Below are 26,450 nucleotides of genomic sequence, written 5' to 3' on the forward strand. Positions count from 1 at the left end.
TTTATGAAACCTAATAAAGAGGCTTTACCGTGTTTAAACATAAACTACTTCCCCAGCTTCAACACTTAATATGTACTATAGGTAAAGCATATATCTAAAATAACGCGATGTACTATAAGCTATCAAACACAGCAGCGAGAGAAGAGATTGAGAAAACGTATGAAATGCCATTTCAGTATCCAAATCTTTACAAAGCAGAAGCAGTTGTTTTCGGATTGAACGAAGTGACGCTACCCCTTATTACCATAGAGAACACCGAAGAAATATCATTGGCCATTTGGGGGATGCTACCTACCGGCTTCAAAGAAGATTGGCCTATTTTTCAAAATGTGACCAATACCTTGAACCTTCTGCAAGACTGCGTTAAAGATAATAGCTGGCAAAGCGAGGCGTTCTACTATAGAAGGTGTCTCGTTATTGTCAATGGCTTTTTTACTTCGTTCTTCAAAAATGGTAAAGTACAGCCCTATTATGTTAGTTTGATGACAAAAAAACCATTCTTGCTTGCAGGTTTATATAACCAGACTGAAGATGGTTTTTTAACTTGTTCGCTGTTATTAGGTAAAGCCAAGGGAATCGTAAAAAAGCATCAGAACCTATCAAATCAAATGCCATTAATAATCAAAAAAAACCTGATTAATAGTTGGCTTGATAGAGATGCCGATTTAGACGAGCTAAACTATGTTTTAAATAACACTCCTTTAGATGGATTAGAAGTCCACCCCATTGCAGCTGATTTATTCAATCGTGATATTTCTTACGACACGATCTTGAATCCGGTTAGCCGATAAAAACAAGGCACTTCGCCTCAGTAGTTCTGTACTCCAATTATGGTTCTACCATCATCTCTTTAGTAGTTATAAGCTGAAACCTTAATCGTTACGCTCTACCTCGCCTTCACTTTTCAGTACATAGTCTCCATCATCTTGTATGATATAAAGTGCTTTGTTGCCTTTTTCTCCCTTTCGAGTGACTATGGTTCCTTTGATAGTTTTTGTTACGGACTCGTTATACGTCTCAACAATTTTACCCTCAGCGGTTCCGTTGCCCCATTTCCATTTGACTTTTGTTCCTTTTCTCAACATTGTGTGCTTTTTTAAATTTTCTTAAATATGAATATTTCCAGTATTCAAAACTGACGTAGAAAAATGATATTTTGATGCATATGAAAAGAAGTATTCGTCTAAAAACGTAATGAGTCAATACTAATTGCAAATGCACCAAAGAGCCTTAGTTTACAGTACTAAATTTGTAATAAATAAAAACATGGGCATTACTATTCTTATTGGACTTTTATCAGGACTGCTGATTTTTACCGTAGTTATGATTTCCATGGAAATACATAAATACTTTGAACCGGACCCGGAAGTTGATGAGGATGAACCTCTTACAGAGAAAACGAAAGAATCTTTTATAAATATTACCCCAGAATTTCATATTGATGCGGGAAATATCGAAACAAAGAACCAATTAACCGCAATGAAGTACAAACTCGAAATGTTCAAATTACGGAACGAGTTTTACAAATAATATAGTAAGATGTTAAGCAATGGGCATCTTTAAATAAATCCGTTGTTCACTTAAATTTTTATCACATGAGTACATATACAGAAACAATAGGTAACAAATTGAACGACCTTTTAGAGCGCACATATGACGCTGAAAAGGGATACAAGAAAGCGGCTGAAAACACTAAGAACAGTCATCTTAAGAGTTTTTTCGATAAGAAAGCTCAAGAGCGTTATGATTTCGGACATGAGCTAAAAACGGAGATCAAGACTTTCGGCCAAGAAGTGGATAAAGGTGGAAGCCTGACCGGAGCGGCACACCGCACCTGGATGGATGTTAAAGCACTATTCTCTGCGGACAATGACGAGGCAATGTTAGAGGAGGCAATTCGAGGTGAAAAAGCTTCCTTAGAAGAGTACAATGATGTTTTGGGCGAAACGGCCTTACCTCCTAGTACTCAAACAGTATTAGTGAAGCAGAGAGATGCTATTCAAAGCGAATTGGGCACCATCAAGCGATTGGAAGACATGAGCTAGAATAAAGTCATCGAGAGAATGAAACGGGAAGCGATTTGCTTCCCGTTTTTTATTTCAAAGGGTTGCTGCTTAAAGCAAAACCCAGCATAAGACCTTTAGTATTAGCAAAGTTCGTATAACCATCAAAAGAGAATAGCGTTAATATCAAAATGGATAGCGTCAAACCACACCGATAAATTCCTCGAAATTTATACTAATAAAGGAAGTAGAAAGTCTATATCCTTTTCATTATACAAGAACCACTAAAAACACACTTTATGTTACGTTGGACAGTTACTTTTATAATCTTAGCAATAATAGCCGGAGTTTTCGGCTTTGGAGGAATCGCTGCAGGGGCGGCCAGTATCGCAAAGATATTGTTCTTCATTTTTATCATCCTATTTGTCGTTTCATTGATAAGAGGAAGAAAGAAGATTTAATCAATAATTCATTAAACTTTTAAATACACGTATTATGAAAAAAACAGCATATATATTCTTGTTCGCCTTTATGACTATTATGGCAGCCTCCAGTTGCAGAGAGCAAACAACAAAGGAAAAGGTAGAGGATGGAGTTGAGGAAGTTGGTGAAGGAATCGAAGAAGGTGTTGAAGAAGTAGGAGATGAGATTGATGATGCTACGGATGATAATTAACATTCAATAACTTCCCGGTAAGAAGAAGCAGGCAAACCACATTTGGTTTACCTGCTTTTTTATGAAGCAAGAAGAACCAAGGTATTTTCTAGCCTAAGACAAAGTTCATATTTGCAGCAAATAAGTAGACTGATAAAGCCTAGTCTCAATTATTTTACGAATAGGGTTAATCACTTCAAAAAGAGAGTTATAGTTTTAAAGGAAAATAGAAATCAAGAAAAATAATTATGGAAAAGAAAAGCACAGGAAAGGCGTACAGTATTAATGATAGTACTGCTCGGAACAATAAAAAAAAAGAAACTAATAAAGGGGATAACAACCAAGACGAGCATGTAGGTGAGGCCTTGAGGATTAACGATAATATGGTTGGAAATGATGATGATGATGCTCCAGCTACCAAAAAAGAAGAGAATAAAGCCGAGAGTGACCGAGAGGAACACAAAGGAAACGCATTACGAATAAACGATAACACCGCAGGAAGTAGCGATTCGTAAAAAGTACTCCACTAATTTTAAAAATTAAATAGCCATCATTGTAAGTAGTTTAATACAATAATGGCTATTACCTTTCTTTTTCCATATAATCATCAGTTGAATTCATACAAACGACTTTGTTGGAACTATTTGGCCTCCATGTACTTCATGAATTCCAAAGGTGTTTTAAGAACCCGGAAAACATATCCCAAAATCATAATAGGATACATTAAAATTTCTGGATGTTTATCAGACACTATCCCGCTAAGTGTGTTAGCTGATAATTGCGGAAAGCCCTAGAGGGTTATCCGGTTTTTTAGTTATCCGAGTAGTACGAATGCTGATTATGCTATTTTGAAATATTAAAATTAGTCCGCTTCTGATTTCTCATCTTCTTCTACAATAGCTAGCGGATGGTCGTGCATCCCTAGACCAATAATCTTTATTATACTGACCACCGTGTTATAGAGCATCAAAACCACCACAATAAGACCTGCACTCAGAATACTCGAAAGTGCGAGGGAAATATAATAAATCGTATTGAACCAATTATCGGGAACAGAATCAGATTCCGTTATCGGCAAGTTCAATATCAGGAAAGACATAACAGCAGCTATGAAAACAGCGGTGTCGAGTTTTGCTATTTGAAGTACATGAAGATAATGCTCTTCTTTAAGCTTTGTTTTTGAACTTGAACTAATACCCAAAAGGGTCAATAGTAGGGCTAGTATGGTGGCGGAGGCCAAGGCGATTGTATTATAGAGCGTATTCGCACCCGATATCGAGTTTTTTATGAGCTCCTTTGCCTCATAACCACTTAACTTTCCAAGAAGGAATGAACCAAGTAGAATTATTATTAAGGAAATGACTCCTCCTAATATTGCCCTTTTCGTATACCTTGATACTGCCATAATTTAGATTTTAATACTGCGTTCTACAAAATTTTGATTACTATTCGTTATTTGTCTTCGCCTTTTCGGGTTTTCTTTTAGCTCTCCCTTTTTGACGTTCCGCCTTTTTTTCTTCCCGAGACTTGTCCTCGTCGCCATCTTCATCTGCCAACTTTTCTGCATCTTCAAAGGTTACGTCGTCATCTACGGTGCTTTTAAAACCATCTATCCACCCATTTTGAACGATGTTGAAAATAGTCGGCCAGACTTTGGTCTGCACGTTGTTCAAATCGCCTTGAAACGGAACTTTTGTCGCCAAGGTATTGCTCTTTTGATTTTTCAAAACGAACTTGAAAAACCTCACGAAACCCTCCCACAATTTTTCGAAGAACTTATCATTTTTACTGACCAATTTTGAGTCCTTCAGTAGTGGTTTAACATAACCCGTTAGAAACCCGTCGGCGATGGCCATTTCACTATAAATATTGAAATTCCCTTCTGAAAAATCGATTCCGGCATAGTGATTCGTAAAATCGTTAAAAGCTGTTACCGAGGCATCCTCCAAAGAAAAAGATATATCCATATCCGGTATTTGTTTGACCAAGTTCATCTTACCGTTCATCTTCACGTTTCCATTCCCAATGGATGTAGCAGTCGCATTTACCTCCGAGGGTAGTTCTCTCCCATCCAAAACAACATTTTTAAGATTGTTGGCATCTAGTTCAATATTATTTAGGTTCAAGTCGATATTCGGACTCGTAGTAAACTCTACAAAGGCTGCCTTCCCATCAGAAATCTGTAGGTGATTAATATCAATTGGTACCAAGCCGGTCAAGGCTTTGGTCCAATCATCGAATTCGGCAGCCTCTTCTTCTCCTTGTTGCTGATCTTCAGACATATAGATAAACGTTGGGCGTATCAATATCAATTCGCTCACTACCTTACCCTTGAAAAGTGACTTCCATTCAACCGATATATCGGTCTTTTCCAATTTTAGAAATGGGACCTCTGAAAGGGCATCGACCTTGTTCAAGTACATACCTTCAATAACATAAGCACCGCGCAATAACGAAATTTCAATAGCATCAACATGCCCGTAATAACCAGGTATATCTGCCAGAACCTTATTGACATAGTTCTTCACGATATAAGGTAGCGCAACGCGCAACAAGACGAGCGCAACGATAACGATTAGGGGAATAACATAACGCTTGCGTTTCAGTGTGTTTTTGTTTTTAAGGGATGAATTAACTATCTCCATAAATTAAGACTTAGTTCTCTTTTTTACCGTTACCGGTAAGTGTACTGATCATTCCATCACGAATGTTCAGCCAGAGGTAATTGTAGAATGATTTGTTCGATTCCCGCTGGACTTCCATGGTGCCATAACGGAAGCCGTCCGCCTCGGTTTTAGAGCCATCGTTTACAAAAATATTTCCGATTACGGTCAAAACCTTGTTAATCTTAAGGCGATCTTTATCGAGCACATTGAACTTGAAATCGTGATATTTCATTTTCATATCGCCCTGAGAAGAAAAGGAATTTCCACTTACCGTAAAATACATCTCATCTACAGAACCCTTAGCACGTGTGCGCAAATTAGGTTCGAGAAAGGGGTTCAACTCTGTTGCCTTTAAGTTTAAAAGCACACCGGAAACCGTAAAAGCATCGGCGTTGTCGTTGGCATTAAACCTCCAATCAAGTTTGAAGTCTGCTTGGCCCATCAGTTTCGTTGTTGCCGCAATGTTGATGTCTTTCGCATCTTCTCGGTTCGAAATATAGTTCAGTTCAGCATTCAATTCTTCAAAAGAGAGCTTGCCCGCTTCTTGCTGCTCATCTACTTTCTCTTCGTAGGTTAAAAGACCGTTTTCGATTTTCAATTGGTCCACAGCAATGGTCAGTGGCATGTCACGAAGCAATTTCCCGTACAGAGGTTTGATACGCATATCGTCGGCCACTAATTTGTCTCGATAAATTTCGACCGTTGGCCGTTTGAATTTCAATGATTTTGCGGCAATCTCGAACCGATTTTTCTCAAAACCGAACGCTAAGTTCCCAAGTTTTACCTCTGGAATTTGAAGTTGTACATAATCGCGTTCTATTGTTAAATGCTTCGATAGTTCTTCTTTACCATATTTTGATGAAAGGTTCACATCGTTCAATTGAAACTCATTTTCAGAAGTGGTCAGGTTCGCCACTTTTAAGGTTTCGTATTTTCCCAAATCCGCAAAGATTTCGGTCGCACTCAAATCATAACTATCATATTCAAGAGGAATTTTTTGAGTAATCAACTTCGGGTCGGTAATTCCACCGTAGAAGGTGAAATCATAGTTTGTAATCGAAACTTGTAAGCTATCAGGCGCATCCTTCATGATATGGAAACTACCATCCTTAATATCCAGTTTTTCTATGGAAATCGTTTTTAAGAGACTTACTACACCTTTGGATTTCGCTTTTTTGGTCGGAAAATAATTATAGGGATAGTATTTCAATTTTGGTTGCTGCAATACGACCGCATCAAGCGAGATGGTGTTGTTGAAGAGCAGTTGCAAATAACTCAGACCTTCCAACTCTAAGCTTTCTGACTTTAGGAAGGTATGCACCTGAAGCGAATCCCTATTTTTTACTTCTAAAGACAACCCATCGAAATCGATGGTACCACTAAACGCGCTGACGCTTAAATCGGTATAGTTCAGTTCCAAATGTGGAGGTGTTTTACGGGCAAGAAAATCCTTGACTGCATATTTCGCGCCCCATTGTGCCAAAAACAAAAACATCCCCAGAAAAATGAAGATGGAAACTAGAACTCGTTTTTGCTTATTTTGTGACCAGTACATAGGCTTAATCCTGACGGACATCTTTAGCGGTACTATCGGGTTCCATGTACTTCACAAAATCCGAAGGTGTTTTAAGTACGCGGAAAACATCCCCCGAAATCATCACAGGATACGCTAAAGTCTCAGGATGTTTTTCAAGAACCCGCAACCAATCGTGCTCATCTAAATCTATTTTTTCTTCGCCATAGCTCTTTATAAAATCCGGATGCTCCGTATTTATCAAATCGCCTACAGGAATGTTGAGTCCTGCCGCGATTTCCGCCCATTGGCTACCCGTCACTTTTGTTTTGGAGACATCAATGCCCAAAACTTTCTTCGCTGAAGCGCTCACATAGGCGTATGTCTGTTTGCCTAGAGAGGTTTTGCCACTGTAGTATAATTTGATTTCGTTATCGTTGCTGGCTATAATACCCATAATATATTGCTTTTTACAAAGAGAACATTTTACAAGCGGTCTGGTTAACCCGATTGCATTTTATAGTAACCCTAAAACCGAAACCGGTTGTTGGTAACAATTGATTGCCCTATCTTGGAGATTCTATGGCGAACCTTTTCTTGTTTTCATATATAGCACTGGGGCTTTGGGGCTTTTTTAGCGTCATTATGCACGGCTCTCGACCGACCAAATCGTTGGCATGGGTGTTGACCATTTTTATCATACCCTTCGGTGGGGCAATCTTATATTATCTATTCGGTGTAAATCGAAGAAAATTCAAGTTCTTTCGGTTAAAACGCTCGCAGAAAAGAAAGCTGTACGATGTTGAGAATGTCGAAGTTGTATCTAAAGAGGTCGACGTAGGGTTTGATTCAAGGCAGTCTGAAAAGCTTGCCGAACTTATTAAGAACAATAGCTATCTGCATCCTTCAAAAGGAAATGCTGTACGTATATTGAATAACGGCAACCAGACTTTCGAGGCTATTTTCAATGCGATTTCAAAGGCAAAGCATTTCATACATGTACAATATTATATTTTCGAAAAGGGTGAATTACAAGACCGATTTTATGAGCTTTTCAAGAGTAAAATTGCGGAAGGTCTCGAAGTGCGAATGATTTATGATTCCTTCGGGAGTGTTTCCTTTCGGGGAAAACTTAAAAAACGATTTCGAGATATTGGCGTAAAGACCTACCCCATGATGCCACTGCGCTTCGGAAGCTTTCTGTACACCTTGAATTACAGAAACCATCGTAAAATCATTGTTGTAGACGGTAAAGTTGGTTTTACAGGTGGATTCAATGTATCTGATAAATATATGAAGCCTATATCGGATTTGGGTGTCTGGCAAGATTTACATGTCCGCTTAGAAGGTCCCGTGGTCAATAGCCTACATCGAATTTTTATAAAAGACTATCATTTTGCAAGCGGGGAAGCTTTATTGCTTACCCCAAAATACCTACCAGAACATGAACCCGTAGGAAACTGTATTGCTCAAATCGCAGCAAGCGGACCAGATTCTAATCAACCGGCCATTATGCAGCAATATATTGCAATGATAGGCTTGGCAGAAGAATCCATTTTCATCGCGAACCCTTACTTTATTCCTGATACAGCAGTCATACAAGCCTTGAAAATTGCCGCACAAAGTGGCGTTGAAATAAACGTTCTTGTTCCTAGAAAGGGTGATTCACTTCTGGCAACCTATAGTATGTTTTCCAATTTTGAGGGTTTCTTGGCGGTTGGCGTCAACATATTTACGCGAAGCGATTTTGCTCATAGTAAGGTCATTCTCATCGACGGTAAAATTGCATCGGTAGGCTCTGGAAACTTTGACCACAGAAGTTTTGAACACAATTTTGAAACCAATGCGGTCATTTATGATGAACAAATTGCGAAACAAATCCAAACCGAGTTCAAACGGGAATGCAAAGAGGTGGACAAATTATCTTTCGAAAAATTCAAATCCAGGCCGCAAACACAAAAATTCTTAGAAGGACTAGCAAGATTCTTCAGTCCACTTTTATAGCAAATGAAAAAATAATGGCCCGTTTACTCGTCCTCTTAACACTAGTATTACTCTTAAACCAATTTGTATTGAAAGCACAACATACATATCCTTTATCAATTGAAAAAGAAGCTACCAAGGCCCTTTCCTATTATCCTGAACTGGACGGTATAGCTATCACTTTTAAATTCAAAAAGAAGACCGGCAAATCGACCATGCAAGCACAACCAACTTTTGGGAGTATTTTTCGCTCCAAAAGAAAGCGTAGCTATGTGATTTTAATGAGCGAACGCTTTTCAATCGGCGATACCGTTTTTAGAACTGTCGATATTCCTACGGATGTTTTGATTGGTTGGCTAGGGCACGAACTCGGCCATGTGATGGATTATGAACAAAGAACCGGATTCAACCTCATAGGTTTTGGTTTAGGGTATTCATTTTCCGAAAAATACATGAAGAATGCAGAACGTACGGCCGACACCTATGCCGTAAACCAGGGTATGGAAAAGTATATTCTCGCCACAAAGAACTTCATTCTAAACGAAGCCGGTTTTCCTGAAAAATATAAGAACCGTATCAAAAGATATTACCTATCTCCTGAGGAGATTATGTTGTTGGTTGAGGAGCGGAATACTAAAAATAAATACATTCGTTCTGATTGAATTAAGTCAATTACGAGGAACCACTCTATCAATAAACGGTTTTGAATTCATGGCTTAACCTTCAATCTAGTTTAATAACCCTAAATATATCATAAATGAAGGAAACAATACTCGTCAATCAAGTGCATTTACCCACTAATCAAGATGATTTACAGCTTTGTGACATTGACATACCTGAGTCAAAAGAGGATGTCATTTGTGGTCATTTGCAGATAGTGACCAAATCGGATTCATATTTGAAAATCAAAACAACAGAGAGCGGTAAAAAGTTCAGAGTGGTATTTTTCATAAATAATAGGATAACAGCCTTAAGTGTTATCTATACCTCAATATCTGGAAATAACTACCAAATAACTGCAAAAAAAGGTCACGCTATTGGTATCGAATGTGTGAAATGATTTTTAAACATATGCCCATCCGATTGAATTGATAGCACCAAATCTTTAATTGCCTTTTTAATTGCAAATAATAAAGTGTACTTAATCGTTTTGTGTCCCTTTATCATATGCGACAAAATCCAAACTTGTAAATGTCAGACAGTCACAAATGAAATATTTTTGAATTATTGTTTGCCCACAAACTCCTCCCACTCGGCAAATTTCTCTTCGCCCATTACCCGTTCCATCTTTACTTGGCCCCCTTTCTTTTTATTGGCTCCGTTCCAATCATAAAAAACCGATGGGGGAATCGTATTGACCTTCACTCCCTTTAAAGCTTTTGAACGCGCTACACGATAGTTTTTATTGGCCTCCTGTAAAAATTCATCTATGGATTCCGCCAGTTTATCTGCGTCAACATCAGATTCCGTTCCCAAATACCAGCTGTGGTAAAACTCATCATCAAAACGTTTGGCACATAAGGTATATTCAGGGATTTTGATATCAAATTCCTTTTCCAAATGCGCAACGCCCGCGTTCAATTTATTTACGGATAACTGTGAACCAACCGTATTCAAAAAGAATTTGGTACGGCCTGTTATTTTGATTTCCGCTTTTTCAACATCAGTAAATTCGATGGTGTCACCGATAAGATAGCGCCAAGCACCTGATACGGTACTAATGACCAATACATAATCTTGGTCCGTTTCGACCTCATCAAGTGTCAGAGCAGGTGCTTTGTCAGCAAGAGAGCCGTCTTGATTGATGTATTCTGGACGGAAAGGCACAAATTCAAAATAGATGCCATTATCCGTAGCCAATTGTATGGCATCGGTTTCAGGTCTGCCTTGAAAAGCGATAAAACCTTCCGAGGCCAAATAGGTGTCAATGACAGTAATGGGTCTTCCCAATAGGGCATTAAAACTCTTTTCATAGGGACCAAAAGCAACTCCTCCTGAAGTATACACTTCTAAATTGGGCCATATTTCATGAATGTGTTCCGCTTTATGGTAGGCTATCACTTCCGCCAGCATCAACTCAATCCATGACGGAATACCGCTGATGGCACCGATATCCCAATCCTTAGCTTTTTCGGCGATACGTTGAACACGTTCATCCCAATCATCGATTTGGGCAATTTCTTCTCCCGGTTTGTAGTAGCCTTTGAACCATGAGGGAATATTGCTTGCGCTGATACCACTGATTTCCCCTTCCAAATGATTATCCTTTTCGGTCAGGTCGGTAGAACTTCCCAACATCAAAATTCCTTTTTCGAAAAAGGTCGGCGGTAAATTATAGTTGCTCAAGGCGGAAACTTGTGCGATTCCAGTAGATTTGATGGCCGCTATCATTGCTTCGGTTACCGGAATGCGTTTGCTCGTTTTTCCCGTAGTACCTGAACTCAACGCATAATAATCTGGACTCCCAGGCCACGTCACATCAGTTTCCCCCTCATGCAGTTTACTCCACCACTCCGTATTTATTTTATTGTAATCAAAATAAGGAACGTTCTCCGAAAAGGATTTTTGCATATCGGAAGCAGAACCGATTTGACTGAAATCATAAAACCGTCCAAAGGCCGTATTTTCAGCAGTCTCTAAGAGCACTTTCAACACATTTTTCTGCTCCTCAGATGGATTCGATTCTGGGGTAAGCTTATCCTTTAATTCAATCATTCCCTTAATAATACTGCCAACTATATGCATATCACTTTCTTAAAATTATATTTTCAAAATAAGGGAAGCCGAAACTTCCCATTTTAAATCATCGCTTACTTTAAATCGTATTGATGAAGTCTTTTTATCGAGAAAAGCTAATACTCCTCTACCACGATATTCTTCTCAGCTACTCCCAAATCCTTCAAATCACTAATAATCTCATCCATCATTTCGGGTGGTCCGCATAGATAAAAGTATTGGTTAAAATCGGAGAACGTATTTTGCAAAAAGTCTTTATCGATATGTCCTTTAGGATATTCGTCAGTACTTTCATCTGACAACAAATTGATGTACTTACGCCCCAACATCCTTTCCAAGGTGTCTTTCAAAAAGATATCCTCTTTCTTTTTATTGGCAAAGACCAACGAATTACCAGATAATTTTTTTTTCGCTTCCAAGGATTTCAAAATGGCAATAAACGGCGTAACTCCCGAGCCACCAGCTAAGAATGCCCCCTTTCCCCTATACTCGATGGCACCGAACACCTCATTCAAAATCAATTCATCACCAGCCTTTACAGATAACAACTCATCAGTCACGCCATCATGTGATGGGTAGGTTTTGATCACGAACTCTAAATGGTCTTCTTCTGGTAGATTCGTAAACGTAAACGGACGATTTTCATCTTCCCATCCTTTTTTATTGATAGCCATCTCAGTAGCCTGACCTGGTCGAAAATCATACCCTTCAGGTTTTTCTGTAATGATTTCCAACACATCATGATTTAATGCGGTAATCGACTTTACTTTTACAAAATACTTTTTCTTTCCCATAGTTTATTTTAATTTTCATTAGCAATGTGCCTTTTACAACACTTCATAAAAGTAGTTCTACGCCAGTAGGTAGTTTGCACCAGAAAGTTTAAAAATTGATGCAATCAAAGTGCTCCTGAAGAATCAGACCGCATAGTTATTTAAATAAGGAAATACTCGTACTTCCTGATACTTTAAAATGGATAGCCAATGGCAAAATTAAAGGTCAAATTAGTGTCTCCGCCATCAAAAAAAGGAACTCGGCTTCGTTCGCTGTCAGGCAAATATGGCACACGCCAAGGGGAGGCAACATCCAAACGAATCACAAAACTCTGTACGTCAACACGTAACCCTAAACCGACACCGACACCCAATTCACTCGCCCAATCGGAACCAAATCGTCCTTTTTCGGAAAGTTCTTCATTGAAGGCGCGACTTTCTTCCGATTCATCGGGAGAGAGCTCAATTTCATTTGTCAACCATACATTACCCGCATCGGCAAAAACAGCACCTTTTAAATACGACCAAATGGGAAAACGGTATTCCAGATTCGCTTCTAACCTAAGGTTACCCGATTGGTCGAAAAAGGAACTGGAACCTACATCATCAGTCGAGCTGAATGACCCGGGGCCCAATGACCGAATCTGAAAGGCACGCACACTATAAGGTCCTCCTGAAAAAAACTGTTTTACAAAAGGTAAGGTGCTAGAATTACCATAGGGAATGCCCCATCCACCGTACAATCTTGTAATTAAAGCCTGTTCTTTGCCCCACTTTAAATAATACCGAAAATCAAGGTCTAGCTTCGCATACTGTGCATACTCCAAACCAAAAGCGGTCTCTTTGCCTCCATTTAACAGATTCAAAGTATTGACCGCCACATCTAAACTGGTGGCCAGATAAATGGGATGTGTTTTGTCTTTATCGACCAACTCATTATAGGCAAAACTATAGGTAAGTCCGGCAATAAACTGTTGCTCGAAACTTTGTCTTAAAAACGGATTTTGGTCTAAAATCGCTTCGAAAGCTTCTGTAGAATTTAAAAGATTCACATAATTCACACTTATCGGATTCAATTCGTGAAACACATATTTATTTGCGTTCCAAGTATAACCAAAAGAGACATTGACCGAATTTAAGGTGTATAGTTTGCCGCGGTCAAGCAGGTCGCCACCTAAACTGATTTTCGTCTTAGGCACGGCATACCTGAATCTACTGGGAGAGAAAGGCACCAAGCGCGGAAGTATTAAATCAGCTTTCAGACCTGCTGATAAGGTGCTTAATCCAGCATTCGTACCACCAGAAATTTGGGTGGCGTAGGCGAAATTCCCTGAAAGACTTAGGGTCTCGCCACCACGAAAAAGATTTCTATTGCTGTAGGTCAGAGAAATTCCGGGTCCTGCAAATCCGTTGGATTTGGTTACTGCCTGCAGTTCGGCACGAACAGAGCGTTTGGTTAACGGAGAAAGGTAAATGTCCGCGTCTAAAGCCGCAATGCCATCGGCGGTATTCAAACTATCCTTTTCGTTAAAACGGATGTTTACAAACTTATAACTTCCTATTGCAGATAAGCGGTTACTGGTCAACCGTGCCGTTTCAGCATTGTATTTTTGACCTTTCCCAAACAGGATATAGGGTTCCAAACGGTCAGGCCGGAAATAGTCGTTCTTTTGAATAAAATGGATACCGTTCTCGGTTACTCCATCCCTGAAATCAGTTGAATCATTTTCAATGGAATAATTCGGATATACAGTAATGGAATCTATTTCATACGGAACAATTGATTTTTTCGGAGTCTGATTCTTAAGCCGAAGTACCAAATCGAATTTTCGATTATCATAGCGATTGGTATCAGCCTCGAAAATCAAAAAATCAGGATTGAAATTATAGTATCCCCGTTGTTTGAGTTCGCGGTCGATTCGTTCCCGTTCAAATTTCATGACATTCAAATCAAACCGATTACCGCGTTTTATTTCCGTTTCTGCCAACAGCTCCTGTATTTCGTCATAAATAGGCAACGAATCTTTACGTAGTTGGAAGTTTTCAAGTAAGTAGGGTTCGGTAAGCGTGATATCATATGTAATGCCCTTAAATTTCTTGACACTATCAATGCTCGATTGTACTTTACTATAGAAAAAACCTCGGTTATCAAGTCGGTTTAGCAGCAATTCTTCGACCCTTTCAGGGTTGATATTGGAAAGGTATATGGGTTCTTCCCCTATTTTTTTATTCAACCATTTCGTTATAAAACCTGGTTTCTCGTTTTGAGCTTTATAGTGATAGTAAAGTCCCAAATACATGCCTAAAGTTTTGGAATTGGGTTGAACACCCAAGAGTGCGTTTAGTTCATTTTCAACATCCTTCAAATCCTTCGCTTTTTCTTCGGATGTCATCTCAATTTCAGAACCAGTATACAAAGATTCCCCTTCGGGAATAAATCTATTTACGCTACAAGAAATCACCCCTCCTAGAGTAAGAAGCACAAATGTGAAAGTGATTATTCGTTTAATTGTGAAGCTTTGCATATTGATTTTGCCCTTTCTTGCGACTATTTTTTATCCTTTTTATCTTTCTCCGATTTCAAATTCTCTTTATTTTCAAGCGGATTGAACAGGTTACTGAACTTATTGAACTCTCTATTAAAAATCAAAGCAACTCCCGTTAAAATCAATTGTCCGTCAATGACGTTCTGATATTCATTTTTACGAAAACCCCTTAATCGAAACCTACCATCTTTGGTCAATAGGTACTCAAGGCTCACGTTACCAATAATGGGAGTTTCTTCTTGTCCCGTTTGCGCGCTGCCATCAACATCTACAGCACTTCCAGCACTAACAATCAATCGGTCATTGAACAGTTTTTTCTTTGCATTGATGTTCAGTTGCGTTCGGTCTTGGGGATTGTCACCCTGATAATCGGTAAAACTATCCAGGTCAAAATCCAGCTCGAAACCATTATTGCCAAAAACCTTATCTGAAAAGGCATTCAGTTCTCCTGATAGCACACGGTTCACATTATCGCGGGCAATAGCGGCGGTGCCTCCACCACTTCCATCACTACCAGAATCAGGGAAGAAACGGTTCAATGCCAATAACGAAAATACCTGTTTGTTTAATTCAGATTCTTGTGTGTTGAGTTGCTGTACACGGCTATAAACTGCACCACCAAGAGAACCTTGTACGTCTTCGGGCATATCTAGACCAAAAGAAAGTTCAGGTTTTAGAAGTTCGCCGTCGACATTGAGATAGACCAAAAATGGCAGCACTTGCCGGTATTTGGCAGTCACACTAATATCCTCGCCCGAAGTTACCGAAGACATTAGGGGCTCTGCGGAAGTTTCAACATTGTAAACGGCCGTAACATCCAATTTAGCATCGGACGGGTCTCCTTGCCAAGTGATGGTACTACCCGGACTAATCTCAAATTTTCGTTTTACCAGATTGTAAAGACTTGTCTCATAATGGCCTGAGTTCAGTTCGTACCTACCCGTCAAATTGATTCTTCCATTGGGTTCGACACTTAGATTCAAAGCGGCATCGCCTGAAACTTGCAGGTTGTCTCCCGTTCGTTCGTCAATGATTATATTGAAAACCGCATCATCGGCAATTTCCAAAATCGTATTCGCATCAAAACCTCTAAATATTGACGGCGTTTCCTCTTGGTCATTTCTTGTTAGGATTGCATCGGGATTCTCATTGTTCACAAAGATGACTACACCATCACGTTCTTCTACATCAAGTTGCGATTCTGGTACAACATACGTAATATCGGTTACGTCACGAACACGAAGTTTTCCTTCGATCTTGGGAAGTTTTAAATCGCCTTTAATAGCAATATCGGCATTGATGCTTGCCGTGCCATAAAACAGTTCATTATCTTCTTTTGTGGAGTTCAATAACTGAAACTTTTCCGCGGTCAACTTCAAGTCAAAGGAAGGATATATAAGTTCTTTGGTCAAGATGGAACCGGCAATATTGAAGCTATTCCCATTGGCATCGCCAATAGTAAAATCATCCAAATAAAGACCCGAATTGTCTAGCTTCAGGGTTTCATCGGAAATCTTAAAAGTCGAATTTAAACTGGCTACGTTGAAGCTGGTCTTATTAAATTGGAATTTTCCATCATATTGGGGGTTATCCGTTCTTCCCGTAACTTTTACGTTTCCGGAAATAGAACCTTCCCCATTTTTAAGACTTCCTTTGGAGAGTTCCTCCACTAGTTTTATATCGAGTTTGCTCAGGGCCAAATCAAGGTCCAAGTAAGCGCCTTCCGAAGCCGCAGCATAATCGCCCACAAGGTCGAGGTCTAGTCCACCGTCTTTTACGGAAAGGTTGAAATCGTATTCTGACAAGCCGACGGAAGTTGCGTTCAATTTCAGATTACCTAAGGGATTTCCTAGAACTCCCAACTCGTTTATTTTGAAATCCGCAACGATACCCGAGGCTTCAAAAGGATTTTCTAAAATAAAACTTCCGTTTACGTCTCCAGAAACTAAGGACTCATCAGGGTTCAGTAGACTCAAAAAGGTCTGTAATTTAAAGTTGTCAAAGGTCAATCCGAAGTGCTCTTTTTCTATTCCTGAAATAGCATTACTAAGTTCTAGTGATTGAGAATCTCGGCTCAATATCACATTTTTGAATTGCAACAACCTATCGGCAATCGTGATTTGATTGTCTTGCGGAATCGACCACTTCTTTTTATTGAACAACAACCCATTGGAATTGATGTGAAGTTGGGCGGTATCTTTTACCAGTCGCATTTCAGAAGCAATATGTACCAATTTCTCATTGTCATCGAAAGAACTGAAATCAAGCAGCAATTCTTTGTTCTTCAAATTTCCATCAAACAGCGTTTTTTTAATATAGATGGGGTCCGAATTCAGATTTGCGAAACCTGCGGTAAAATTGAAATCGGTAGCGTTGCCGTTCACGATGATTTTCAAACTATCCAAATCAGTACCATTGTAGCGGGCAAAAGGCACGAAAAGTTCAGCAGATATTTTTCTGGTAACAGCATCGAAATCGGCATGAACCGTGATGGAATCGAGCTGCTGTATATCCCTAAAAAATACCTCTGTCAAAATGGGAATCGGTCTTAAGGAAACATCCAAAGTTGCGTTTATAGGTTTTACAATAGAATCCTTTTCAATAGCGGTCTCAAAATAGCCTTTGAACTGTCGCTGCAATGAGAAACTAACTTGGTTGGGAGATGCGTTCGATTTCAAGGCGAGCTCTAAAAATTTGCTATCTACATCCAACAAAGTATTAGTCTCATCAATTTTGGCGGTAAGTTGTAACTGCCCCAATTGATATTGTTCATTGTCATAAACCGCGATACCTTCGGCAACCGATGCGTTCAATGTAAAGTCTTTTGCATTCCCTTTAAAAACTCCGTTCAATTTTGCGCCGACCTTGATATTTTCTTGCGTGACACCCAAAGCAAAAAGGTCAGCTCCGATAAGCTCCACGTAGAACTTAATATTTGAATTTATGGAGTCTAAATCGACTTTGGTGTCAGCGGTAAGGTTCAAATTCTCATCCTTAAAACTCAGGTCGATGTCGCCTTTTCCAGCTATGATTTTTCCATTTAGGGATAGGTTTGAAAAATCGTATCCGTTAAGTTCCAATTGTGAAAAATCGGAATTCAAAGTAGCGTTCAAACTATTGATTTCGGTTCCGCTCCCTTTGGCACCCATAGTAAAAGAGACTTTACCCAATTGTTCGTTTTTGAGTAATCGGTTTAGTTGTAAGCTATCAACCTTTAAAATGGCATCAAATTGAAGTTGATTTTGATTGGAATAGTTTCCCGTAAGCTGTGCCCTACCTTCCGGAATTTGCAAGAGCGCGTCAGCATCAATATCATTTATAGTTCCCATGGCGGAAACGGTAATATCTACCGTTTTAGGTAAGGAGATTCCCAATTCCTCTTCGGAAACAAAATTCAGTAGGTCTTTACGCGTGCTAATCGCTTTGATATCCTTTAAATCAAAAGAAAGGGAATCCGGTTCCAAAAGATTGAACACTTTTCCCTCGGCAGAAAGGGAAGTTTGCTTGCCCCAATGAATTTGCATTTGGTTTAGCAGAAGTTCTTTTAAAGTGCCGTTTGCTGAGATACTTCCCTCAACAGAATTTTTTGCCGCTTTTACAAAGTTTTCATTTTCGGAAAGAGTGGGTTGAAAAATCAAGGCATCTTGGAGTGCTAAATTTAAATTCGGAATGTTAAGTTGAATACTTGTCTGCTCCGGACTATTAATGAGTTCATATAAAGAGGAATAGTTTATACCCAAATCGCCATAAACCGAACTGTTATTCGTTTGAAGTTTGAAGTTTGAAACGGTTGCAGCCGTATCGTTTATTTGACCTTCGAAAGAGAAATCTTTCAAGTGAAATCCACTTTGTTCTTTGAAGGAAAACGTGGTCAATTCTAAGTTGGCTTTTTTAGCTGCGTAGGTTACATCGGTAAAATCAATCGCCAAATTGAAAATAGAAATATTGTTTGCATCAAAACCTTTTTTCGCATCCTCAGGAATTACTGATTGATATTGTATTCGGTTATTTTCAAGGGTAATTCTATCTGCTGTAATAATATAATCTGGCCATTCAAAATTCGTAGCCGTTGCCTCGGTAAGCAAACTGTCTTGCGATTGAGTCGGATTACTAGGGAGTTTTAAAGTAAACGTTGAATTTTTGAGAGAAACCAAATCTACATTGATATCATTCCTTGCTAAATCTGCCTTAGGCAGTTCCATGAAAAAATCGCCAAGAGCTGCTTTAAAAAGAATGTTCTCGGGAAGGTTGTTATAATCGATTTCAACATTTTGAATGGCGAGCTGCTCCAAAACTAAATAAGGCAATTGGGTCTCTGTAGAATCTTCGGTAGCAACAAAAGGTTTTAGCTGTTTATAACATATTCGGCTGTCATTAAATTCCAACTTATCGACCTTGAATACCTGACCGTTGAAATCGGTTTCGTCTGCATCTAAAAGGAGTTTGCCGATTCGTATTTGGCTTTCTATTCCCAAATAAACGTCCTTATAGTTGATAGCAACATCGGTAAGGTCGATGGTACCGATATCGATTTGCATGGGTTCCGAAGTATCTTCGGTGGCTAAAGTATCCGCACCAACAAACGCTTCCATTAAAAAATTGAAATTAAAGTTCTCTGAAGTATCCGATCGGCTAATGTTGGCTCTTAGTCCATTCCACTCCAGTGCTTTTAAATCCAAAGTGTTCCCAAAAATCAATGGAGATAAAGCAAGGTTAGCTTCAAGGGATTTCGAATAGACCAAAGTATCTCCTATTTTATCCTCCAAATACATTCCCTCTAAAAAAACATTCCCCGAAAAGGTTACGAAAAGACGGTCTATTTCAACTTTCGTATCCGTTTTATTAGAAACGTATTTCGTCAACTTACTAACAATAATATCTTGCCCCCACGGACTTCTTATGAAGAGAACCAAGACAATAAAAAGTATTAGCAGGCCTATTATAAACCTGACGAACCGCCTGAGAAGTTTACTGTATTTTGTATTTTTCTTACTCATAAATAGAGGTCATCACACGTATAACCTATATACGTAAGGTAGTTGTTTTTAGAAGGAGATTTGGTTGAAATAAATGTAATGATCCAGTAACATATGCTTGTTCAGCCTATTACCTGTAAAAAGAACATAGTATTCATAGAACCTTCGCCAAAACTCAGAAATTTATAACTATTAATGATATAAAAATGAGAAGAAGAATAATTATAATTTAAACATTATAATGCCTCCTTTTTAATATTTTTCTTGCCTTTAGCTTACTCAACTTTATTTTTTTCAAAACTAAGTAGCAAGTTGAAGTATGATGTACTCAAATGATTAATTGATTGTCTCGAAAGGAATGTTCAGATATCATTCGAACAAGAGATAGTTAAGCTAACCTACGAAAGGATTTGTACTAGGCAAATTCCATGTTATTTATGCCTATATTTATCCCCCTTGGATACGGTAAAAAAGACTGGGTAAAATTAGTACAATTGAACGCTTACCTTCATCATCTTCCAAATTTTATATCACCTCGGGGTAAGTCTACTAGGCATTTAAAAGAAAAATAGTTTGATTTCGAGATAAGCCTAGGAGCATTTTACATCTCGAATATCTCGTTAAATCAAATTTAATATGCGAATAAGCCGAATAATATCATTATTAATACTCTTTCTGGTTTTGACTTTAAATGGTATTTCTGCACAATCCGTTAAGGGTAAAAAGGGAAGTTTTGCCATCGATAAGACCAATAAGATGATTGTCTGGCATGAGGCTAATCTTGACTCCATATCCGCAGTAAAAAATAGCATCACACAATTCAAGTTTGGGAAGAAGTTTTTGTTGACCGATTCGCTTTCACAACTTTCGCATACGAGAAAAATTAAAGTCCGGCAGAAAAAAAAGGCCTATTCACTTTATACGACCAGACTCCCTTTGATCCAGATTCGCGTTGATACTAGCATCAATAAAAACACCAAAGTGCCTGCTCGTTTTACCTATTTCAATAAGAACAAATTGGTCAAAACCGTTGTGGGTATTGAGTACCGAGGAAACCTTTCGCTGACCTTTCCTAAAAAATCAAAGGATTTGGAGTTTTGGAGCGACAGTCTCTCGCAAGATTCAAAAGATTTCACCTTTAAAAGTCTACGAAATGATGATGATTGGATTCTTGACGGACTTTATAACGAACCGTTACGAATACGCTCGTATATCGCCAATAACATTTGGCTAGCCATGCACCAACCGCATTACCAATCAAAGGAACCAACTGCCAAGAGCGGAATCGATTCAGAATTGGTCGAGGTTTTTAGGAATACCCAATACAACGGCATACACGCATTGACGGAATCCGTAGACCGAAAGCTGCTTCAGCTTAAGAAAAATGATGAAAATGGTATACACGGAGAGTTGTTCAAGGCATCTTCGTATGAAGGCGGACCCTCGTTTAAGAAAGCCCCTGAATACAGGAATTTATTTCCACATTGGGCGGGTTTTGAGATGGAGTACCCCGTAATAGAGTATCGTTCGCATTGGGATGATTTGTCCGTTTTGGTAAGCCTTGTCGTAAAAGGTACTGATGAAGAATTTGCTTCGGATATTGCAAACAAACTCGACCTCGACAACACCATTGACTATTTTCTTTTCGTCAACCTGATGAGGGCTACCGATAACTTGGGGAAGAATTATTACATCGCCAGATATGATGCGGAAAGTAAGTATTTCTTCGTGCCGTGGGACCTTGACGGAGTAATGGGAATTATTCAGGCTGGAAAGCGAATTTCCACCACCGATGATATTTTAAGCAATGGATTATTTGATAGGCTTTTACGTGTGAATCCTGAAAACTATAAGAGTAGGCTTGTCTCCCGTTGGGAAGAACTACGAAAGACTATTTTCAGCAATGAAAACCTACTTGCACGAATCGATTCAAGCTATAATATGCTTACTGAGGAAAAAGTTTATGAACGCGAATATACTATCTGGCAAAACGAAGTGTCAATGGACGACCATTATGAATACCTCACCAACTGGCTGAAAGACCGACTACTTTTTTTAGACCAGCATTTTGAGACACTAAAGGAAAATTAAAGCCGGGTTTTGTTTCCCAAATCGTCTACAATGTATTCGATGCCTTTCTCAATAAGTAATCCTTTGGTTTCTCCGCTGAACTTTTGGTAGCCATGCGAAACATCGATTCGTATTATTTTTCCCTTGTATCCTTTTGAAACACTATCTACAACAGTATGGCCTAGCACCATTTTTTCTGCCTTGTAATACAAAAGTACTTGGTCTATTTCACTTTGTACTTTAGCTGTAGCCTCCGGTTTTTGACCTATCAAACCTCGATACCAAAACGGACCTTTGGAACTGTACAAAAACTGAGTTACGCTATCCTTCTCATAATCTTCGCGATGATGGGTCGAACGGACTTGATGGTTGATTTCCTTAAGGTTTAATTGGTAGTTTAGAATTTCCGAGGACAATCCCCCGTGAACAAAAAGATAGTCCCCTATTTTTTCAATCACATTTTTAGTGGCCAACCACTTTGCAATTTCCGATTTCTCAGAATACAAATACTTTAGCGCTTCGGTGTTGTTCTGCTTCCCGCTTATCTCTTGGGCGACTTTAAGATACTTGCCTTGATTGTAACGGTGGTCTCCGTGAAAATTCATCACTTCATGATTCCCCAGAACAAAATGCACCTTCCCTCCTTTCAACTCGGCTTGCTGTTCTAGTTTATAAATGAGCCATAAAACTTGGGTAACATTTTTGCCTCTATCCACAAAATCGCCCACTAATACGAGATGGCCTTTGTCGAAAATCCAATTGAAATTTTCATCTATAATTTGATTGCATTGCAGGAAGCCGGCAAAGGCATCGAACTTTCCTTCAATGTCTGATATCGCTATTAATTTCTCTGGAAATTCATAGTTGCTTTTAGGAATGGCATACTTCGGGCGAATCGACACGAAGAACTCATCCACTGACTGGTTCGCGACACTTACTCCTATCGAATCTAAATCATACTGAATTGTTTTGACCAGCTTATTTTCCCGAGAAACTTCGTAGAGTGTATCGTTTATAAGATAAGGTCCATCTTGACCCTCAAGCTGAATGGACTTGGGTTGTTGTTGAGAAACCAGAAAATGAAAAGAAAATAAAGCGACCCATAGAGCAGCTACTTTCAACGCATTCATTTTGTTTTGCAGCATTATGTCACCCCTACTTCCCATTCATATGTTTTTAGTAAAAGTACTCAAAATAGAATTGCAGCGATTACTGTTCATAGGCTTGGGAAGAACTAATTTTCTCAAAATTCCTACTGCATAAAACCTAAAAAACATATTATGTTTAATGGATGATAGCGAGTCTTTAGTTTGAGCGTCAATCTAAAATTTGATAACGTCAAAGAAATCAGTTAAAAACTTTCATATTGCTTTTATAAATAAGGTATTAATCAAAAAATAAAATTAGAGATGAGTTATTCACAAGTAGTAGATTTATTAAATGATTTGTTGGAAGTTCATTACCACGCCGAGAACACTTATAAGAAGGGAATTGAGCATGTAGATGATGAAACACTCAAATCGTTTTTCGTAGTAAAGGCTGCGGAAAAAGCTAGTATGGTAAATGAGTTGACCGATATTATTATAAGACTCAATGGTACTCCCCTAAAGGTGGGACTGCCTTCACAAACCGCAAGCAAAATTTGGTCAGACGTACTTTTATTCTTTAAGGGGAATAGCAAAGTTGCCATCATAGAGGAATGTAAAAAAGCTGAGAAAATAGTTCTTAATCAGTACGAGGAAGTTTTAAAACACAGCTCCATCACTGATTTTAATAGAGAAATTTTAGTAGGACAGCATAGAGAAATTGAAGAAGGTATTGCGAGTTCTTTTACTATGTAATTCGCGAGTTTACCTAACGACGAATTGTTCAATTGAACTTCGTTAACAGGCTTATGTCCGAAATAAAGAGTGTATAGCACAATATATTTCTGACATAAGCTTTTCTGCCACATATAATTACCAAGGAATAATCAGCAAGCAAACTAATCAGAAATTAAAATCGCATGAAATTCAAACGAAAAACGATCGCCAAAGGATTTATCATTGCAGGACTCATGAATATGTCGGTACTGGTTTTTTCAAGATTCTTTACAAATAAAGTCATCAACGAAACAGACCCCGATGTTATGTCAAACTTCGGGCTTGTTATGATAGTTGTATGGGGATTGGCCTATATTTCCGTTGCAAAAACCTATCAAAATGTTACGTGGCTTATCGGTATCTTTGCCTTTGAAAAACTTATTTATGGAATCACTTGGGCTAAATGGATTTTTACAAATAACCTTGCAACTGTTTTTGAGAAAGATGCCATGGCGGGAATGTTCTATGCTGTGTATGGGGTCAACGATTGGCTTTTTTGCGTGTTCTTCTCCATCGTGTTTTTTCCTTTGATGAAGGCTAACAACTCGGGATAGAACTATCATTTATGAATATTCAAATTTGTTACCCTAAACATGGATAAAGGACCAGCCCTAGCTAAAGCTCCGAGTACAATCCACTTTTTAAATTTTCCCATGTCATTAGTGCATCTCGACTTTGAACTCTTAAGATTTAGTCCACACTTCCAAGGCTTCCGTTCTTAATAGCTGGGTCATCTTAAACTCGCTTCGTCGTGCGGTACTATCCATATCAAGGTATGATTTTGAATAGGTGAAACCATGCTGCTGCGCGTCTTCCGCAGAAGTTCCGTAATAAATAGCCTTAAATTTTGCCCAATGACAAGCTCCAAGACACATCATACAAGGTTCACAACTTGTATAAAGAATACATTCTTTCAAATTATCTTTACCTATGGTCTGGCAAGCAATTTGTATCGCCAATAGTTCCGCGTGTTGTGTGAGGTCATCCTTTCCTTTCACTAAATTATGAACCTTACATACGATTTCGTCGTTTCTAACGATGACGGCTCCAAAAGCCCCTCCTCCGTCAGCGTCTCTTCCTTGAATGGCCTTTTCAATTGCTAAACTCATATGGTGTTCGTTCATAACCGTATTATTTCAAAGTTCTTTGTGTTATAAAAGTACAAACCCAGGAACTTACATTGTGCATGTCAGAATTCCTAGGCTGTATTCTACTTTAAAAACTATGCCTTAAGCAATTATAGCGTTATTGCCTTCACATTAACGAATTCTTTGATGCCAAAACCGCCATGCTCCCTGCCATAACCTGAATCTTTTACACCGCCAAAAGGCATGTTAGGATGTGCAAGTCCGAAAGAGTTGATATGTATCATACCAGTATCAAAGTGGTTTTTGGCCAATTCAATCGCCTTGTCCTCATCTTTGCTGAAAATACCTCCCCCAAGGCCAAATTTACTGTCGTTAGCAATGCGCATAGCATCTTTATTGTCCTTAGCTTTTATCAAAGACGCAACCGGGCCAAAAAGCTCTTCGCTATATGCTGGCTGGTCTGGAGTGATATTTTCTAAAACCGTGGAAGGGTAATAAAATCCAGTACCATCAGGTATTTTTCCTCCACATAAAATTGTTGCTCCTTTTTTGACACTTTCCTGAACCTTATCATGCAGTTCTTGCCTTAAATCCTTTCGTGCTATTGGCCCCAAATCAGAATCATCCTTCATTGGGTCCGCTGCAACAATAGCTTCCATAATACCGACGAATTTCGTTTTGAACGCTTCGTAAACGCTTTCTACAACGATAAATCGTTTTGCAGCTACACAGGTTTCTCCGTTGTTGTACAATCGCCCTTGCGCACAAATTTTGGCAGCTAAATCAATATCAGCGTCATCCATTACGATGTATGCATCGTTACTACCCAATTCTAAAACCGTTTTCTTCAAAACCTCTGCGGACTTTTTAGCTACATGTTTTCCAGCCGCGGAGCTTCCTGTTAAGGTCACTCCTCTTACAAAGTCATTTTCAATAATCTTATCGGAAACATCATGTTCGATTATCAATACCTTAAAGAGGTCTTTCGGCAATCCTGCTTCTTCAAATACTTTATGCAACATAAGGGCAGAACCTGTAACATTCGTGGCATGTTTCAACAAGACGCCATTACCTGCCATTAAATTCACTATCGAATAACGTATGGCTTGATACAATGGGAAATTCCAAGGTTGAATTCCATAAATCACACCAATGGGCGCATAATGAATTATACCTTTGCCGCCATCTGATAAATCTCTGTGCTCATCAGCCAATTCCTTTACCCCTATGGAAGCGGTATACTTACAAACTCCGATACACAATTCAATTTCTTGGTAACTCTGCTTTAATAACTTACCCATCTCATTTGTCATGAGCTCCGCGTAGGCGTCCTTATTTTTCTCTAGTGCCTTTCCTATTGCTTTAATTAGCGTTGCACGCTCTTCTAAGGTGGTCAATTTCCATTTTAAAAATGCTTTATGACAATTCTCCACCTCTTTCAAAGCTCGGTTCTCCGTCATATATTCGTACTGCGCTATTGTTTTTTCCGTAGCGGGATTTATGGTCTCAAATCCTTTATTGTGCTCTTTGTTACTCATTTTTCTATTTTTTACAGGGATTTTCTTTGGCGTGTTTCAACT

Annotated in this window: 24 protein-coding genes; 12 read left to right on the plus strand and 12 right to left on the minus strand. The window is 38.8% G+C overall.

The genetic code is table 11. The features are described from left to right. Window positions 1-107 precede the first annotated feature (107 nt). Window positions 108-791: an SOS response-associated peptidase family protein gene (locus D7Z94_RS21235; protein ID WP_120713627.1), complete on the plus strand. Its 684-nt coding sequence runs from the start codon at window positions 108-110 to the stop codon at window positions 789-791. A gap of 81 nt (window positions 792-872) precedes the next feature. Here D7Z94_RS21235 and D7Z94_RS21240 read toward each other — a convergent pair whose 3' ends face one another. After that, on the minus strand, window positions 873-1,085 hold the full coding sequence (locus tag D7Z94_RS21240; RefSeq protein ID WP_120713628.1) for a hypervirulence associated TUDOR domain-containing protein: 213 nt from the start codon (window positions 1,083-1,085) through the stop codon (window positions 873-875). A gap of 181 nt (window positions 1,086-1,266) precedes the next feature. Here D7Z94_RS21240 and D7Z94_RS21245 point away from each other — a divergent pair, with 181 nt between their 5' ends. From D7Z94_RS21245 to D7Z94_RS21265, 5 genes are all read left to right on the plus strand, one after another. Beyond that, entirely contained in the window at window positions 1,267-1,530 is a 264-nt protein-coding gene (locus tag D7Z94_RS21245) for a hypothetical protein (RefSeq protein WP_120713629.1), read from the plus strand. 65 nt (window positions 1,531-1,595) lie between these two features. Next, window positions 1,596-2,045 (plus strand): ferritin-like domain-containing protein, encoded by a 450-nt coding sequence (locus tag D7Z94_RS21250; RefSeq protein WP_120713630.1) that lies wholly within the window; start codon window positions 1,596-1,598, stop codon window positions 2,043-2,045. Between the two features lie 257 nt (window positions 2,046-2,302). Further along, window positions 2,303-2,464, plus strand: a complete 162-nt coding sequence (locus D7Z94_RS21255) for a DUF1328 family protein (RefSeq protein ID WP_120713631.1) — start codon at window positions 2,303-2,305, stop codon at window positions 2,462-2,464. Window positions 2,465-2,498: 34 nt separating this feature from the next. Next, the gene (locus D7Z94_RS21260) at window positions 2,499-2,678 is read left to right on the plus strand and encodes a hypothetical protein (RefSeq protein WP_120713632.1); all 180 of its coding nucleotides are present in this window, start codon (window positions 2,499-2,501) and stop codon (window positions 2,676-2,678) included. A gap of 227 nt (window positions 2,679-2,905) precedes the next feature. After that, window positions 2,906-3,172, plus strand: coding sequence for a hypothetical protein (locus tag D7Z94_RS21265; protein WP_120713633.1), 267 nt, complete (start codon window positions 2,906-2,908; stop codon window positions 3,170-3,172). Window positions 3,173-3,519: 347 nt separating this feature from the next. Here D7Z94_RS21265 and D7Z94_RS21270 read toward each other — a convergent pair whose 3' ends face one another. Genes D7Z94_RS21270 through D7Z94_RS21285 form a run of 4 tightly spaced genes read right to left on the minus strand, consistent with a single transcriptional unit; the run spans window position 3,520 to window position 7,293 of the window. After that, window positions 3,520-4,062, minus strand: coding sequence for a hypothetical protein (locus tag D7Z94_RS21270; RefSeq protein WP_120713634.1), 543 nt, complete (start codon window positions 4,060-4,062; stop codon window positions 3,520-3,522). A 40-nt stretch (window positions 4,063-4,102) separates the two neighbouring features. Then, window positions 4,103-5,302 carry a DUF748 domain-containing protein gene (locus D7Z94_RS21275; protein ID WP_120713635.1) on the minus strand — a complete coding sequence of 400 codons (1,200 nt, stop codon included), beginning with the start codon at window positions 5,300-5,302 and terminating at the stop codon, window positions 4,103-4,105. A 10-nt stretch (window positions 5,303-5,312) separates the two neighbouring features. After that, window positions 5,313-6,899 carry an AsmA family protein gene (locus D7Z94_RS21280; protein ID WP_120713636.1) on the minus strand — a complete coding sequence of 529 codons (1,587 nt, stop codon included), beginning with the start codon at window positions 6,897-6,899 and terminating at the stop codon, window positions 5,313-5,315. Next, window positions 6,883-7,293, minus strand: coding sequence for an arsenate reductase family protein (locus tag D7Z94_RS21285; RefSeq protein WP_120713637.1), 411 nt, complete (start codon window positions 7,291-7,293; stop codon window positions 6,883-6,885). The genes D7Z94_RS21280 and D7Z94_RS21285 overlap by 17 nt, the downstream gene beginning before the upstream one ends. Window positions 7,294-7,418: 125 nt before the next feature. On the opposite strand from D7Z94_RS21285, the gene cls reads away from it, so the two are divergent. The 3 genes from cls (at window position 7,419) to D7Z94_RS21300 (ending at window position 9,879) form a co-directional block, all read left to right on the plus strand. Then, on the plus strand, window positions 7,419-8,840 hold the full coding sequence (cls, locus tag D7Z94_RS21290) for a cardiolipin synthase (protein ID WP_120713638.1): 1,422 nt from the start codon (window positions 7,419-7,421) through the stop codon (window positions 8,838-8,840). Between the two features lie 68 nt (window positions 8,841-8,908). Continuing rightward, a complete protein-coding gene (locus D7Z94_RS21295; protein WP_245967272.1) occupies window positions 8,909-9,481 on the plus strand; it encodes a hypothetical protein in 573 nt (190 codons plus the stop codon). A gap of 95 nt (window positions 9,482-9,576) precedes the next feature. Further along, entirely contained in the window at window positions 9,577-9,879 is a 303-nt protein-coding gene (locus D7Z94_RS21300; protein WP_120713640.1) for a hypothetical protein, read from the plus strand. A gap of 164 nt (window positions 9,880-10,043) precedes the next feature. Here the strand turns inward: D7Z94_RS21300 and D7Z94_RS21305 are convergent, their stop codons facing one another. The 4 genes from D7Z94_RS21305 to D7Z94_RS21320 form a co-directional block, all read right to left on the minus strand. Further along, complete coding sequence (locus D7Z94_RS21305; RefSeq protein ID WP_120713641.1) at window positions 10,044-11,564, minus strand: GH3 family domain-containing protein; 1,521 nt, start codon at window positions 11,562-11,564, stop codon at window positions 10,044-10,046. Between the two features lie 107 nt (window positions 11,565-11,671). Beyond that, complete coding sequence (locus D7Z94_RS21310; protein ID WP_120713642.1) at window positions 11,672-12,349, minus strand: ferredoxin reductase domain-containing protein; 678 nt, start codon at window positions 12,347-12,349, stop codon at window positions 11,672-11,674. A 173-nt stretch (window positions 12,350-12,522) separates the two neighbouring features. Continuing rightward, window positions 12,523-14,853, minus strand: a complete 2,331-nt coding sequence (gene tamL / locus D7Z94_RS21315; protein WP_120713643.1) for a translocation and assembly module lipoprotein TamL — start codon at window positions 14,851-14,853, stop codon at window positions 12,523-12,525. Between the two features lie 23 nt (window positions 14,854-14,876). Beyond that, on the minus strand, window positions 14,877-19,736 hold the full coding sequence (locus D7Z94_RS21320; RefSeq protein WP_158594699.1) for a translocation/assembly module TamB domain-containing protein: 4,860 nt from the start codon (window positions 19,734-19,736) through the stop codon (window positions 14,877-14,879). Between the two features lie 750 nt (window positions 19,737-20,486). On the opposite strand from D7Z94_RS21320, the gene D7Z94_RS21325 reads away from it, so the two are divergent. After that, entirely contained in the window at window positions 20,487-21,941 is a 1,455-nt protein-coding gene (locus D7Z94_RS21325) for a CotH kinase family protein (protein ID WP_120713645.1), read from the plus strand. Here D7Z94_RS21325 and D7Z94_RS21330 read toward each other — a convergent pair. Next, window positions 21,938-23,086, minus strand: a complete 1,149-nt coding sequence (locus D7Z94_RS21330) for a metallophosphoesterase (RefSeq protein WP_120713646.1) — start codon at window positions 23,084-23,086, stop codon at window positions 21,938-21,940. The two genes, D7Z94_RS21325 and D7Z94_RS21330, sit on opposite strands and share 4 nt — an antisense overlap. A 243-nt stretch (window positions 23,087-23,329) precedes the next feature. On the opposite strand from D7Z94_RS21330, the gene D7Z94_RS21335 reads away from it, so the two are divergent. Continuing rightward, window positions 23,330-23,761, plus strand: a complete 432-nt coding sequence (locus D7Z94_RS21335) for a PA2169 family four-helix-bundle protein (protein WP_120713647.1) — start codon at window positions 23,330-23,332, stop codon at window positions 23,759-23,761. A gap of 164 nt (window positions 23,762-23,925) precedes the next feature. Continuing rightward, entirely contained in the window at window positions 23,926-24,336 is a 411-nt protein-coding gene (locus D7Z94_RS21340; RefSeq protein ID WP_120713648.1) for a hypothetical protein, read from the plus strand. Between the two features lie 129 nt (window positions 24,337-24,465). Here the strand turns inward: D7Z94_RS21340 and D7Z94_RS21345 are convergent, their stop codons facing one another. Further along, on the minus strand, window positions 24,466-24,906 hold the full coding sequence (locus D7Z94_RS21345; RefSeq protein WP_120713649.1) for a nucleoside deaminase: 441 nt from the start codon (window positions 24,904-24,906) through the stop codon (window positions 24,466-24,468). A gap of 113 nt (window positions 24,907-25,019) precedes the next feature. Then, window positions 25,020-26,408 carry an NAD-dependent succinate-semialdehyde dehydrogenase gene (locus tag D7Z94_RS21350; protein WP_120713650.1) on the minus strand — a complete coding sequence of 463 codons (1,389 nt, stop codon included), beginning with the start codon at window positions 26,406-26,408 and terminating at the stop codon, window positions 25,020-25,022. Window positions 26,409-26,450: the final 42 nt, after the last annotated feature.

Source organism: Ulvibacterium marinum, from assembly GCF_003626755.1.
Taxonomy (GTDB): Bacteria; Bacteroidota; Bacteroidia; order Flavobacteriales; family Flavobacteriaceae; genus Ulvibacterium; species Ulvibacterium marinum.